Genomic DNA, 13,771 nt, shown 5'->3' on the forward strand with positions numbered 1-13,771 from the left:
CAACGGGAAATAACGGTTCCAGGTTCAGTTCCACGGCAGCCTGACCGTCGCCAAACCATCGCGCCCATGCCTGCGCGCGTAGCGACATAGATCAACAGCGATGCTGGTAGTGACACGACAACGGCCGCAGTACGCGGCCGTTGTCATTAGATCAGGCAACCAGGATCGTCTTGACGATTCCCGATTCCCGATTCCCGATTCTCCCAATCCCGAATCCCGAATCCCGAATCCCCAACCTCAATGATCGCTGGAGCGCAATCCATCCACATCCAGAATCAGCGCCATGCGGCCATCGCCGATCAGGGTGGCGCCGGCGTAGCCGGGCAGGCCGCGCAGGGCGCGGGGCAGGGGCTTGATCACCACTTCCTCGCGGCCGCGGACCTGGTCCACCACCAGGCCGAAGCGGGTTTCGCCGGCCTGCAGCAGCACCACGGTCAGTAGCGGCGGTTGTTCGGCGGGCACGCCCAGCCAGCGGCGCAGGTCGATCAGGGGCAGGGTATGCGAGCGGCGGTCCAGCACGGCGCGGCCGTCGAACCAGCCCAGCGAGGTCTGCGGGGCGTGCAGCACTTCGACCACGCGCGCCAGCGGAAGGGCATACACCGCTTCGCCGGCCTGCACCAATAGCGTGGGCAGGATGGCCAGGGTCAGCGGCACGCGGATCATGAAGCGGCTGCCGCGGCCCAGTTCGGACTGGATCTGGATCTGTCCGCTGAGTTCGCGGATGCGCGATTGCACCACGTCCATGCCCACGCCGCGGCCGGAGATGTCGGTGACTTCGGCCTTGGTCGAAAAGCCCGGCATGAAGATCAGATGCAGGCATTCGTCGGTGCTCAGGCGGGCGGCGGCTTCGGCATCGATCAGGCCCTTGTTGCGGGCGATCTCGCGCAGGCGTTCGGGGTCGATGCCGGCGCCGTCATCCTGGATTTCGATGCTGACGTAGTCGCCTTCCTGCTGCGCCGACAGGCGCACATGACCACTGCGCGGCTTGCCGGTGGCTTCGCGCAGGGCCGGCGATTCGATGCCGTGGTCGATCGCGTTGCGCACCAGGTGCACCAGCGGGTCGGCCAGGGCTTCGACCAGGTTGCGGTCCAGTTCCGTCTCGGCGCCGATCAGTTCCAGTTCCACTTCCTTGGACAGCGTGCGCGCGACATCGCGGGCCACCTTGGGAAAGCGCGCGAACACCTTGCTGACCGGTTGCATGCGGGTGCGCATCACCGCGGTCTGCAGGCGCGCGGTGGCGATGTCCAGCGTGCTGACCGCGCGGTCGAGTTCTTCGTCGCGCAGGCGGGTACGCAGGGTCTTGAGGCGATTGCGCGACAGCACCAGTTCGCCGATCAGGTTGACGATGGCGTCCAGGCGCTTGGTGTCCACGCGCACGGTCTGCTCGGCGTCGGCCGCCTTGGCCGCCGCCTTGGGCGCGGCCTTGGCGCCCGGCGCAGCAGCGCCGTGTGCGTCATCGTGTGCGGGTGCAGCGGCAGCGGCCTTGGGCGCGGCCTTGACCGCCGGCGGGCCGCTCTTGGCATCGAACTGCGCAATCAGCGAGGCCGGTGCATGCGGCACGGTTTCGCCCGAGCCCATCGCATCCAGCATGGCCTGCAAATAATCCAGCGACTGTTGCGCGGCATCGAAGTGATGCGCCTGCAACACCGCCTGGCCGGAGCGCGCCATGCCCAGGGTTTCCTCGGCGGCGTGGCAGAGCTCCACCATCGGCTTGATCGCCAGGAAGCCGGCGCCGCCCTTGAGCGTGTGGAAGCCGCGGAACACCGCGTTGAGCTGGTCGGCTTCGTCCGGTGCCTGTTCCAGCGACACCAGCTGTTCGCCGAGGCGATCCAGGATTTCCTGGGCCTCGACAATGAAATCGGCAGCAATATCGTCTGGAACAGCACTCATGGTTACAGCCCCAATCCGGACAGCAGGTCGTCGGCGTCGTCCTGCGACACCGCGTGACGGTCCAGGCCCTTGACTGCAGGACCGGCAAGACCGCCGTCGTCTTTCTTCGGCTCGGGATTCTTCGGCGGCAGGCCGAGTGCACCGAAGCCCTCGTGCACGCGCCGCACGATCCCGGCCACGCGACGGATGATCTGGCCGCTCAGGTCCTGGTAGCTCTGCGCCAGCGACAGCTCGGTCAGGTTATGGCGCATCTTGTCCATCAGCGCGCCCTGGTCCTGGTTCAGGCCACCGTCGCGCAGCTGATTGGCCAGCTCGCGGCATTCCTCGACCAGGTCCAGCGTGCGATGGCTGGCCTTCTCGGTCATTTCCACCACGTGGTCCAGGCGCGAGCAGGCATCGTCCAGTTCGCCGGCTTCCTCGGGCACGGTGGGCAGCTCGCCCAGCGCCTGCCCGAGTTCGCGCGCGAGCCGGCTCAGGCTCTGCATCATCGGGCGCGTGCGCAGCGCGGCGAGGTGGTCCACCTCGCGCCGCCAGGCGACCTGGTCACCGCTTTCCAGTGCATCGAGCGCGTGCTGCAGGCGTTCGATCAGGGCGGCACGTTCGGCATCGGCTTCCACGGTGGCGTTCATCAGGCGGTCGCCGCCAGACGTTCGAACACCTTGCCCAGCTTCTCTTCCAGCGTCTGTGCGGTGAACGGCTTGATGATGTAGCCGTTCACGCCGCACTGGGCCGCTTCGATGATCTGCTCGCGCTTGGCTTCGGCGGTCACCATCATCACCGGCAGGTGCTTGAGCTTGGCGTCGGCGCGGATGTTGCGCAGCAGGTCGATGCCGGTCATGCCGGGCATGTTCCAGTCGGTGACCACGAAATCGAACGGGCCGGCCCGCAACGCCGCCAATGCGCTGTTGCCGTCTTCGGCCTCTGCGGTATTGGTGAAGCCCAGATCGCCCAACAGATTCTTGACGATACGTCGCATCGTCGAGAAGTCGTCCACGATCAAAATCCGCATGTTCTTGTTCACATCAAGCTCCTAACACTAAAAAATGCGCGAAAAAATCATTCGTCAATTTCGACACCGGCATCGGCCAGTTCGAAGACCTTGAGGCGGCCGCGCAGACGCACCACCGCCTGGCCATGGATCTGGCAGACGCGCGATTCGCTGACACCGAGCACGGCGCCGATTTCTTTCAGGTTCAATTCCTGTTCGTAGTACAGCGACAGCACCAGCTGCTCGCGCTCGGGCAACTGGCCGATGGCCTTGCCCAGCTCGCGGCCGAATTCGCCACGCTCCATCATCTGCTGCGGATTGGGGCCGCCCTTGGCGGTGGTGTCCAGCTCGCCGTGATCCTCGATCCGCGACTCCAGGCTCAGCACCTGACCGCGGGCGGCATCTTCCATCAGACGCAGGTAGTCGGGCAGCGGCATCTCCATCGCGGCGGCCACTTCGGTGGCGGCGGCGGCGCGGCCGGTGTGCTGTTCGATCTTGCGCACGGCGGCGGCAGCGTCGCGTGCGCGGCGGTGCGCCGAGCGCGGCACCCAGTCGCCCCGCCGGATCTCGTCGATCATCGAGCCGCGGATGCGGATCGAGGCATAGGTTTCGAACGAGGCGCCCTGTTCGGAGTCGTAACTGCGCGAGGCTTCGATCAGGCCGATCATGCCGGCCTGGATCAGATCGTCCACTTCCACGCTCGCCGGCAGGCGCGCGGCCAGATGGTGGGCGATACGGCGCACCAGGTCGGCGTGCTGGGTGACGATGTCGTTGGCGTTGTTGCGCTGCACGGCGCGGTACTGCGCGCTGGCCGTGGTTGCGGTAGCGGTGCTCATGCGGCCACTCCCCGTTGGATGATGCGTTCGACGAAGAACTCGACATTGCCGCGCGGCACGGTGGGGGCCTGCCAGCGCGAGGTACGGCGAGCGATTTCTGCAATGGCCTGCGCCGACGGACTGGCGGGGTAGGCCTTGATGACCGGCTGCTGGCGCTGCACCGACAGGCGCAACCAGTCGTCCTGCGGCACGTGGCCGAGGTAGTTCAGCGACACGTCGCCGAGGAATTTTTCGCAGACCCGCGACAGCTTGTCGTACAGCAGGCGGCCCTCGTTGGGGTCGCGCACCATGTTGGCGATGATCTGCAGGCGGTCCACGCCGCGTTCGCGCGAGAGCACCTTGATCAGCGCGTAGGCGTCGGTGATCGAGGCCGGCTCGTCGCAGACCACCACCACGGTGTCCTGGGCGGCTTGGCAGAAGGTCAGCACGCTGTCGGTGATGCCGGCAGCGGTGTCGATGACCATCACGTCCAGGTCGCGTTCCAGCTCGGAGAACACGTTGACCAGGCCGATGTGCTGGGCCGGGGCCAGTTCGGCCATGTGGCGGCGGCCGGAGGCGGCCGGGACCACCAGCACGCCGCCGGGGCCTTCGATGATCACTTCATCCAGCGTGCAGCGGCCGGCGATCAGGTCGGCCAGGGTGTACTTGGGCGACAGGCCCAGCACCACGTCCAGGTTGGCCAGGCCCAGGTCGGCGTCCAGCAGCAGGGTGCGCTTGCCCATGTCGGCCAGCGCCACGGCCAGGTTGGCGGAGATGTTGGTTTTACCCACGCCGCCCTTGCCACCGGTCACGGCAATGGTGCGCACCGGGCCCAGGGGCTCGGGACGGGTCGCCGACAGGGGGAAGGCGTTGGTCAGCTTGGCGTATTCACGCGACTGCATGGTTGTGCTCCGGAGTACAGGGCTTATCGGCAGCGCGCCGCAAATCTTCAAGGCGAAGAACGAGACTGGCGGCATTGGCGCGGTGCAGGTCGTCGGGGACCCGCTGTCCGTCAGTCACCCAGGTGATGGGCATTTGGTGATCGACGACGACCGACAGCGCACTACCGAAGCGGCCGGTCTCGTCAAGTTTGGTCAGCACCACGCCCTGGGGCTTGGCGTGGGCGAAGCGGCGCACGACCTCGTCGAGGTCGGAAAAGTGCGCGTTGGCAGGCAGCACCAGCAGCGAGGTGACCTGGTGCGCGGCGCGCAGCCAGTTCAGCTGGGCGGCCAGGGCGCGGTCGCGCTGGCCCATGCCGGCGGTGTCGATCAGCACCAGCTTGTAGTCGCGCAGGCGCTCGAGCAGTTCCAGCAGGCTTTCGGCGCTGTCGGCCTCGTGCACGGCGATGCCGAGCTGACGGCCGTAGCTGTGCAGCTGCTCGCGGCCGCCGACGCGCTGGGTGTCGGTGGTGACCAGGGCCACGTCGCGCGGGGCGTGCTGGGCGGCGAAGCGCTGGGCGAGCTTGGCGATGGTGGTGGTCTTGCCGGCGCCGGTCGGGCCGACCAGGGCGATCACGCCGCCGCGTTCCAGCGGGTCGACCGGGGCCACCGGCAGGCGCTTGGACAGCAGGCCCAGCATCAGCCCGCGGCCGCGGTGCAATTCGGTATCGGCCGGGATCTGCAGTGCCACGTCGCGGATCAGGCCGGCGTCGAAGCCGTAGTCGTCCATCAGTTCCAGGGCCTGCGCGCGCACCGGCGAGCCACGCAGGCGCTCGTCGGTGAGGCGGTTCATTTCGCGCTCGATCATCTGCCGCATCAGCGCCAGCTCGCCACGCAACTGCTTGAGTTCTTCGTCGTTCTGCGGCGCCGGGGCGGCGGCGACCGGCACCGCGGCCAGCGCCGGCGGGGCGACCACCAGCGGCGGCAACGCGGCCGGCGGCAGGATCTGCGGCAGCGCGTCCAGGTCGAAGTCGGCGTCGTCGTCCAGCGCGTCTTCGTCCTGGTCGTAGCCGGCCTGCACGGGGGCAGCGGCGGCGGCCATGATCGGGGTCGGGGCCTGCACCGGGGCAGCCTGCACGGCGGCGCGCTGCACCGGCGCGGTGGTCAGGAAATCGGCGAACAGCTGTTCCGGCACGGCCGACAGCGCGTGTTCCTGGCGCGGCGCGGCGGTCACCGCAACGGCGTGGGCCAGGGCCTGGGCGGCGGGCGAGGGGATGGCGGCGCTACGCACCGGTGCGGGCACCTGCGGCTGGCGCGGCACGTTGACCGGCTGGCGCAGCGCCATCGCGGCGATCATGTCCTCGGCGGCACTGGCAACGCGCTGGCGCTGGCTCGTGCCGGCATCGGCGGCCGGCTTCAGCGGTGCGTGGACCGGTGCGGCGGCTGCTTGCGGGGCCGGTGCCTGCGGGGCAGCTGCCGACGGGATTGGCGCGGCGGCAACGGCCGGCGTCTCGGAGCGCGCGGTTTCCAGGGCGCGCTGCACGAGTTCTTCGTCGTAGTTGCTGGCAGCGACGATCTCGATGCCTTCGGCGGTGCGGCGATTGGACAGGATCACTGCGTCCGGGCCGTGTTCTTCACGCACCATGCGGAATGCGGTGCGCATGTCCGGGGCAACGAAGCGTTTGATTTTCATGCGAAGTGCCTCCAGGAACGGGACCCGCCGGACGCCGGACGGGTGCGCGATGAATGTGGGTGTGTTGCCAGCGTCATGAGTTGCCTGTCCCGTTCGGTTGTTCCAAGTGCTGCTCTCGCCCCGCAGCGGTGGCGCTGGCTGCGGTCTCGGCAGAGCTAATGCACGCGGCGTGCCAAAACGGGGTGCCGGGGTTCCGGCGCGGGGGCGCTGGTGTATCGGGACGGGGCGCGGCTGTGCGTACGGCCGGGTCCGAGCGCTTTAAGTCAATGGCGTGATTGACTTTTTTCCGGGGTGACGATGCGCTGGCGTCGTCGTGCGGGCGGATGCGCTGGCGGGCGGAAGGCCAAGCCTGGGGCGCCCGGGATGCCTGAAAACGGCTAGGGCCGTGCAATCGATTGGAGATCCGGACCAGTGGCGGCTTTCCGGCGCCGGGTGCTGGTCGGCGTGGTGGGTAGGTTCGTAGGAGCGCACCTGGGCGCGACGGGCTGTGCCGGTAACGCCTGTCGCGCCCGGGTGCGCTCCTACCGTGGGGTCGGCGTCTGCGGTGCGTTCCCGGATTGCCTGGCCTGTCGTAGGAGCGCACCTGGGCGCGACGGGCCGTGCCGGTAACGCCTGTCGCGCCCGGGTGCGCTCCTACCGTGGTGTCGGCGTCTGCGGTGTGTTCTCGGGTTGCCTGGCCTATCGTAGGAGCGCACCTGGGCGCGATGGGCTGTGCCGGTAACGCCTGTCGCGCCCGGGTGCGCTCCTACCGTGGTGTCGGCGTCTGCGGTGTGTTGTCGGCTTGCCTGGCCTGTCGTAGGAGCGCACCTGGGCGCGACGGGCCGTGCCGGTAACGCCTGTCGCGCCCGGGTGCGCTCCTACGTCGGCGGGCGGTTTCAGCTGATCGTGCCGACCAGCTTCAGGCGCTTGTCTTCGGGCACTTCGCTGTAGGCCAGCACCGACAGGGACGGGACGCTGTGGCGGACCAGGCGGGCCAGGGCGGCGCGGACCTGGCCGGGCACCAGCACGACCGCCGGTTCGTTGCGCGCTTCCTGCTTGCCGACGCAATCGGCCAGGCTCTGGTGCAGGCGCTCGGCCAGGCCGGGCTCCAGCGCCACGCCGTTGCCGTGGGTGGATTCCTGCAGCACGCGCTCCAGCTGCGGGGCCAGCGTGTAGACCGGCAGCTCGGCCGACATGCCGGCGATTTCCTGCACGATGAAGCGGCCCAGCGAGGTGCGTACCGCGGCGGTGAGGGTGGTCGGGTCCTGGCTGTGCGGGGCGTGTTCGACCAGCGCTTCGACGATCTTGCGCAGCTGGCGCACCGGGATGCGCTCGATCAGCAGGTTCTGCAGCACGCGTACCACCACCGACAGCGGCAGCGCCTTCGGGGTGAGGTCTTCGACCATCTTCGGCGCGGTCTTGGCCAGGGTCGCCAGCAGCTGCTGCACTTCCTCGTGGCCGAGCAGTTCCGGGGCGTGTTCGCGGATCAGGTGCGACAGATGGGTGGCGACCACGGTGGCCGGGTCGACCACGGTGTAGCCCATCGATTCGGCATAGGCGCGTTGGTGCGGCTGGATCCAGGTGGCGTCCAGGCCGAACGCCGGGTCCTTGCCGGGGATGCCGTCGAGCTGGCCGAGCGCGCCGCCCGGGTCCAGCGCCAGTTCGCGATCGGGATAGATTTCCGCGGTGGCCACCGGCACTCCGTGCACCAGCAAGCGGTAGGCGTTGGCCGACAGTTCCAAGTTGTCGCGGATATGCACCGGCGGCACCAGGAAGCCGATGTCCTGGGTGAGCTTGCGGCGCACGCCCTTGATGCGCGCCATCAGTTCGCCACCCTGATTCTTGTCCACCAGCGGAATCAGCCGGTAGCCCACTTCCAGGCCCAGCGGGTCGATCGGGCGCAGCTCGTCCCAGCTCAGCTCCGAACTGGCCTGGGCGGCAGTGGCCGCGGCGGCGGCCTTGGGATCGGTGGCGGGGTCGCCGGTCGGCGGGATGACCAGGCTGCGCTTGTACATTTTCCAGGCGATCACGCCCAGGATCAGGCCCAGCGTCAAAAACGCGACGTTGGGCATGCCCGGTACCAGGCCGACCAGGCCCAGGATCGCCGCGGCCACCGCGAGGGCGCGGTGCTGGCCGAACACCTGGCTGATCATGGCGCCGCGCATGTCCTGCGCGCGCGAGGCGCGGGTCACCAGCAAGGCGACCGAGGACGACACCAGCAGGGCCGGCAGCTGCGCCACCAAACCGTCGCCGATCGACAGCAGGGTGTAGGTGGAGGCGGCATCCACAAAGCTCATGCCGTGCTGGAACATGCCCACCGCCATGCCGCCGACCAGGTTGATGAACAGGATCAGGATGGCGGCGATGGCGTCGCCGCGGATGAACTTGTTAGCACCGTCCATCGCACCGTAGAAGTCGGCTTCCTCGCGGACTTCCTCGCGGCGGGCCTTGGCTTCCTCGCGCGTCAGCAAACCGGCGTTGAGGTCGGCGTCGATGGCCATCTGCTTGCCGGGCATGGCGTCCAGGATGAAGCGCGCGGTCACTTCCGACACGCGTCCGGCACCCTTGGTGATGACCACGAAGTTGATGATGGTCAGGATCGCGAACACCACGATACCCACGGCGTAGTTGCCGCCGATCACGAACTGGCCGAATGCCTCGATCACCTTGCCGGCTGCGGCATGGCCGTCCTGGCCGTTGATCAGGATCACGCGGCTGGAGGCGACGTTCAGCGCCAGCCGCAGCATCGTGGTCATCAGCAGCACGATCGGGAAAATGGTGAATTCCAGCGGGCGCTGCACGTAGACGACCGCCAGCAGCACCATCAGCGAGATGGCGATGTTGAAGGTGAACAGCGCGTCCAGCACCGGCGCGGCCAGCGGCACCATCAGCATGGCCAGCATGGCCATCAGCGCCAGCGGCGCGCCCAGGCCGTTGCGCAGCAACTCCATGATGCGCCGGGCATTCATCGGGGCGGGTTGGGCGCTCATGCGCTGGCTCCCTTGCCGAACTCATCCACGTCCAGCGACGGCAATTCCGGCATCGGGCCGCCGTTCCAGCCACGCAGCTGGTAGACGTAGGACAGCACCTGGGCCACGACCGAATAGAGTCTCACGGGAATTTCCTTGCCGATTTGCGCTTCTCTATACAAGGCGCGTGCCAAAGGCGGGGCGGTGACGATCGCCACGCGGTGCTGTTCGCAGGCTTCGCGGATGCGGAAGGCCATTTCGTCCACGCCCTTGGCCACCACGATCGGGGCGCGCATCTTGCCGCCTTCGTACTTGAGCGCCACCGCGTAGTGGGTCGGATTCATCAGCACCACGTCGGCCTTGGGCACCGCTTCCATCATCTGGCGCTGCGACATCTGCATCTGCATCTGGCGGATGCGGCCCTTGACCTCCGGGCTGCCCTCGCTTTCCTTCATCTCGCGCTTGATCTCTTCGCGCGTCATCTTCAGCTTCCGCAGCCAGTTCCACTTCTGGTAGGGCGCGTCGATGGCGGCCAGCAGCACCAGCGCGCCGGCGGTGTAGAACAGCAGGCTCTTGGTGAAGTCCAGGCCGTTGCCCACCGCCTGTTCCAGCGGCTGGTTCACCAGCGAGCGCAGGCCGTGCAGGCCCTTGGAGATGCACAGGCTGGCGGCCAGGCCGACGAACAGCAGCCGCAGCACCGACTTGATCAACTCGGCCAGGCTGTTGCTGCCCCACATGCGCTTGATCCCGTTCATCGGATTGAGCTTGGTGAGGTCGGGCATGATCGCCTTGCCGGAAAAGCGCAGCCCGCTCATCAACAGCGGGCCGGCCAGGCCGGCAGCCAGGCAGATGCCGATCAGCGGCAGCATCACCCACAGCAGCTGCAGCAGCAGGTCGCCGAAATGGCCGAACAGCGCCATCGGGTTTTCACGCATCTTCGGGTCCGGGCTGAGCGCGGTCTTCATCCAGACGCTGGCGCCATCGCCGATGCCGCGCGCCAGGGCCATCAGCGCGAACACGCCGGCACCGAACACCGCGGCAGTGGACAACTCGCGCGATTGCGGGATGTTGCCCTGCTCGCGGGCTTCGCGCAGGCGTTTTTCGGTGGGAAGCTCTGTGCGTTCGCCGCCGTCTTCGGACTCGGACATGGAGGTGCCGGTGACTGGTCAGCCCTGCGTCATGCAAGTGGCGTTCCAGTCGGTGGGGCCGGGGGTGGGGAGTCGGGGTCGGGGGAGAGCTGGCCGAGAGGGGGCCGGCCTGAAAAAGTGGCTGATCGGGGCAGGCGGCGCTGTGGGGCCGCTGCGTTGGATGCGCCTGGCCTGCGCCCCGGGGCGCGGCTGCTCATGCCACCGAGGATTCGGGCTCTTCCGGTTCGATGCGATTGCGGCCATGCCGCTTGGCGCGGTACAGCGCCTCGTCGGCACGCGCCAGCAGCGTGGCGGCGTTGTCACCGCTCCGGAACCAGGCCACGCCGACCGAACAGGTCACCTGCAGCGGCCGGGCGGCACCCACCTCGTACGGTGCCAGGCTGAGCTTTTCGTGGATGGCGCGCAGCCGGTGCTGGCTATGCTGCGACATGCCCGGCAGCAGTAACAGCAGTTCCTCGCCGCCGTAGCGGCCCACCTTGTCCGAGTCGCGCAGGCAGGCGGTCAGGCGCGCGCCGACCTTGGCCAGCACCGCATCGCCGACCAGATGCCCGTGTTCGTCGTTGACCAGTTTGAAGTGGTCCAGGTCGATCAGCACCACCGCCAGCGGATGCCCGCCGTGCGCGCAGGCCTGCAGTTCTTCCGCCATGGCTTCGAGCACACCGGAGCGGTTGAGCAGGCCGGTCAGGGCATCGTGGCTGGCCTTCAGGGCCAGCGCTGCGCGCGCGCTTTCCAGATCGCGTTTTTCGTGTTCCAGCTGATAGGTGCGCTCGGCCACCAGTTCGGCCAGCATGCGTTCGCGCGCAACCAGGTGGCGGTGCCGCCAGCGCCACAAGCCGGCCAGCAGCGCGCTGCCGATCAGCACATACAACGCGATCGCCGGCGGGCTGCGCCACCACAGCGGGGCCACCGCAAACGGCAGGTCGGCGATCGGCGAGGCGGTGCGGCGGTAGCGGTCCAGCACCTGCACCTGCAGGCGGAAGTGCCCGGAGGGCAGCGGCGCCTGGTCAATCGACAGGTTGTCGCTCTGGATCCATTCGTTGTGCAGGCCGAGCAGGCGGTAACGCACGGTCAGACGACTCGGGTCGTCGTACACCTCCATCGTGGACAGCTCGATATGCAGCGGCTGGTCGCTCCAGCCCAGCAACTGGCCGCGCTGCACCGGCACGCCGCCACGGCTGACGCTGTCGATGCGCACGCTGGGCTGGCGCGCATCGAACAGCCGCGCCGGGTCCAGCAGATGGCTCACCCCGCGCGAGGTACCGATCCAGATCGACCCATCCGGATCCTCGGCGAAGGCCGCTTCGGAGATGTCGTCCCACAGCAGGCCCTGCGATTGCGACAGATGCGCCCAACGCTCGCCGTCGTAGACCTCCACGCCGCGCGCATGGCCCACCCAGACCCGGCCGAGGCTGTCGCCGCGCATCAGGTAGACGCCGACATCGCGCAGCGCCTCGTCGCTGATCGCCTGCAGATCCAGCCGCTCGCCCAGCAACATGCCGTGCCAGAGACCGGGCCGATAGAACGCCAGCCACACCTCGCCGCTGTCGCTGATGTGGAACTTGCTGATCCACGGGTCCGAGGCGCCGCCATTGACCAGCACCTCGACCCTGGACCAGCGTGCGCCCTGCAGCCGGAACAAGCCGTTGGCGGTGGACACCCACAACGTGCCGTTGGCGGTCTGCTGGATGTCGGTATAGGCGATCGTGGGCATCTCCGGAACAGCTTCCATCGTGCCGCCATCCAGCGGATGCCGGATCACGAACAGGCCGCCCGCGCTGAGCATCCACATCCGCCCCTGCCGATCGATCAGCAGGCGGCGTGCGGTGCGCGGCAGTTTGGCGATCTGCGCGCTGCGGCCATCGGGCCAGGTGCGGCGCAGTGAACCGGCCGAATTGAGCGTCCACAGGCTGCCATCGGCGCTGCGTTGCATGCCCACGATCTGGATCCCGGAGGCCTGCAGGGCCGGGACGAACCGGCCGCCCGGATCGACCTGGCGGCCGGTGCCGTGTTCGTTGCCGACCAGCAACGCGCCCTGCGCGTCGCGGGCGATCGACCAGGTAGGCGCGGCCGGCATGCCCTGCGAGGCGTCCCAGTTCTCGATCCATTCGTAGCCGGCCCAGCGCACCAGGCCTTCGCCATCGACGGTCATCCAGACATCGCCATCGCGGTCCACCAGGATCGCATCGCTGCTGCCGGGCGGCAGCCCGTTGTCGGCGCCGAAACTGCGCCAGCGGCCGTTCTCCCAGCGCGCCAGCCCGTCGTTGCGACGTACCAGCACGCGTCCTTCGCGGTCCAGCACCAACGGCGCCTGTCGCCCGATGGTTCTGCCATCGAGCAAGGGCAGCGGCCGCACGCTGAATTTGCTGGCGCCCGGCGCGCGATAGAGCAGGTTGCCGGTGCCGCGGACCCACAGTGCGCCGTCGTGATCACGCAATACGCTGTACCAGCGATCTTCCGGCACGCCTTGGTCCGGCCCGTACACCTGCACCTTGCGCTGCGCATCGATGGCGCACAGCCGCTTGGCGCAGCCGGCCCACAAGGTGTCGCCGTCCACCGACAGGCTCAGCACCTTGGACAGCTCGGGCACGCGCACCCGGGTGGCGGTGTCCAGCAGCGGCTCGCTATGCCAGTGGCCGTTGCCGCGTGCGCTCAATCGTTCCAGCGTGCCGCCATTGGCCAGCACCGTGCCCCAGGAGGGACTGGCCAGCAGCATGTCTTCCTGCAGGTGTTCGGCCTCGTCGGGGGCCAGTTTGCGGAAGCCGTGCTCGTCGCCGACGAACAGGGCCTGGAAGCCGGCCACCCACAGCCGCCCGTCGGCGGCTTCGGCCATCGAGGTGATCGGTTCGTTGCGCAGGCCATCCAGCATCACCTGCTGGAAGCTGCGCCCGTTGTAGCGATACAGGCCGCTTTCGGTACACACCCACAGCAGCGTGGCGCGGGTCTGCAGCAGGCAGGTGCCGGCCAGCCCGAGCAAGCCCTGGTCGTGGGCGTAGCGACGAATGCTCGCGCTCTGCGCGCCGGCCAGATCGGCCAGCGACAGCAAGGCCAGCAGCAGCACCGCCAAGAACGGTGCGCGCCGGCCTGACGACCTGCATTGACGGTACTCAACCCCCACGAGCGTTGCACTCTCCCACGCATCGGCGCGTGTGGTCCGCGCCCCTCGCGCGGGTGTCTCACGCTTGCCATGGGCGGCCCCCATAGCAGGCCGCAGTAAACCGACTAGCGGCTGTTCACGCGTGTTTCTTTAATGCTTAAGCAGGCATGGCGGCGTGAGTGCGCAGCGCGCACGGCCCTTGCCGGGCGCGTGTTGTTCCCTGGGCCGGACCCTGTCGCTGCAGGCGCGATCACGCCGATGGCTTGATGCCGGTCGCGCAACGGCTGCATGGCTGCCCGCACGCAGGCGTCGCAGCG

At 68.3% G+C, this 13,771-nt stretch carries 9 protein-coding genes; all 9 read right to left on the minus strand.

Features of this window, described 5'->3' with window-relative positions; translation table 11 throughout:
* Positions 1-237: 237 nt before the first annotated feature.
* Positions 238-1,890, minus strand: coding sequence for a chemotaxis protein CheA (locus AC1PLS_RS09980; protein WP_016904945.1), 1,653 nt, complete (start codon positions 1,888-1,890; stop codon positions 238-240).
* 2 nt (positions 1,891-1,892) lie between these two features.
* On the minus strand, positions 1,893-2,519 hold the full coding sequence (locus tag AC1PLS_RS09985; protein ID WP_016904946.1) for a protein phosphatase CheZ: 627 nt from the start codon (positions 2,517-2,519) through the stop codon (positions 1,893-1,895).
* The gene (gene cheY / locus AC1PLS_RS09990; RefSeq protein ID WP_002813536.1) at positions 2,519-2,911 is read right to left on the minus strand and encodes a chemotaxis response regulator CheY; all 393 of its coding nucleotides are present in this window, start codon (positions 2,909-2,911) and stop codon (positions 2,519-2,521) included. Before cheY ends, AC1PLS_RS09985 begins: the two co-directional genes overlap by 1 nt.
* Before the next feature lie 35 nt (positions 2,912-2,946).
* Positions 2,947-3,714, minus strand: coding sequence for an RNA polymerase sigma factor FliA (locus tag AC1PLS_RS09995; protein ID WP_481104434.1), 768 nt, complete (start codon positions 3,712-3,714; stop codon positions 2,947-2,949).
* Positions 3,711-4,595 carry a MinD/ParA family protein gene (locus AC1PLS_RS10000; protein ID WP_010374294.1) on the minus strand — a complete coding sequence of 295 codons (885 nt, stop codon included), beginning with the start codon at positions 4,593-4,595 and terminating at the stop codon, positions 3,711-3,713. The genes AC1PLS_RS09995 and AC1PLS_RS10000 overlap by 4 nt, the downstream gene beginning before the upstream one ends.
* Complete coding sequence (flhF, locus tag AC1PLS_RS10005; RefSeq protein WP_481104435.1) at positions 4,582-6,264, minus strand: flagellar biosynthesis GTPase FlhF; 1,683 nt, start codon at positions 6,262-6,264, stop codon at positions 4,582-4,584. Before flhF ends, AC1PLS_RS10000 begins: the two co-directional genes overlap by 14 nt.
* 875 nt (positions 6,265-7,139) lie before the next feature.
* On the minus strand, positions 7,140-9,212 hold the full coding sequence (gene flhA / locus AC1PLS_RS10010; RefSeq protein WP_024937671.1) for a flagellar biosynthesis protein FlhA: 2,073 nt from the start codon (positions 9,210-9,212) through the stop codon (positions 7,140-7,142).
* Between the two features lie 17 nt (positions 9,213-9,229).
* Entirely contained in the window at positions 9,230-10,360 is a 1,131-nt protein-coding gene (gene flhB, locus AC1PLS_RS10015) for a flagellar biosynthesis protein FlhB (RefSeq protein ID WP_039511031.1), read from the minus strand.
* Between the two features lie 193 nt (positions 10,361-10,553).
* The gene (locus AC1PLS_RS10020; protein ID WP_184614456.1) at positions 10,554-13,475 is read right to left on the minus strand and encodes a ligand-binding sensor domain-containing diguanylate cyclase; all 2,922 of its coding nucleotides are present in this window, start codon (positions 13,473-13,475) and stop codon (positions 10,554-10,556) included.
* Between the last annotated feature and the right edge of the window lie 296 nt (positions 13,476-13,771).

It is taken from the genome of Xanthomonas sp. NCPPB 3218, from assembly GCF_056725185.1.

Bases quoted from the DNA above. Each gene is read 5' to 3' on its own strand.
- AC1PLS_RS09995 (WP_481104434.1), bottom strand. From the start codon at position 3,714: ATGAGCACCGCTACCGCAACCACGGCCAGCGCGCAGTACCGCGCCGTG.
- AC1PLS_RS09980 (WP_016904945.1), bottom strand. From the start codon at position 1,890: ATGAGTGCTGTTCCAGACGATATTGCTGCCGATTTCATTGTCGAGGCC.
- flhA (WP_024937671.1), bottom strand. From the start codon at position 9,212: ATGAATGCCCGGCGCATCATGGAGTTGCTGCGCAACGGCCTGGGCGCG.
- AC1PLS_RS09985 (WP_016904946.1), bottom strand. From the start codon at position 2,519: ATGAACGCCACCGTGGAAGCCGATGCCGAACGTGCCGCCCTGATCGAA.
- flhB (WP_039511031.1), bottom strand. From the start codon at position 10,360: ATGTCCGAGTCCGAAGACGGCGGCGAACGCACAGAGCTTCCCACCGAA.
- AC1PLS_RS10000 (WP_010374294.1), bottom strand. From the start codon at position 4,595: ATGCAGTCGCGTGAATACGCCAAGCTGACCAACGCCTTCCCCCTGTCG.
- flhF (WP_481104435.1), bottom strand. From the start codon at position 6,264: ATGAAAATCAAACGCTTCGTTGCCCCGGACATGCGCACCGCATTCCGC.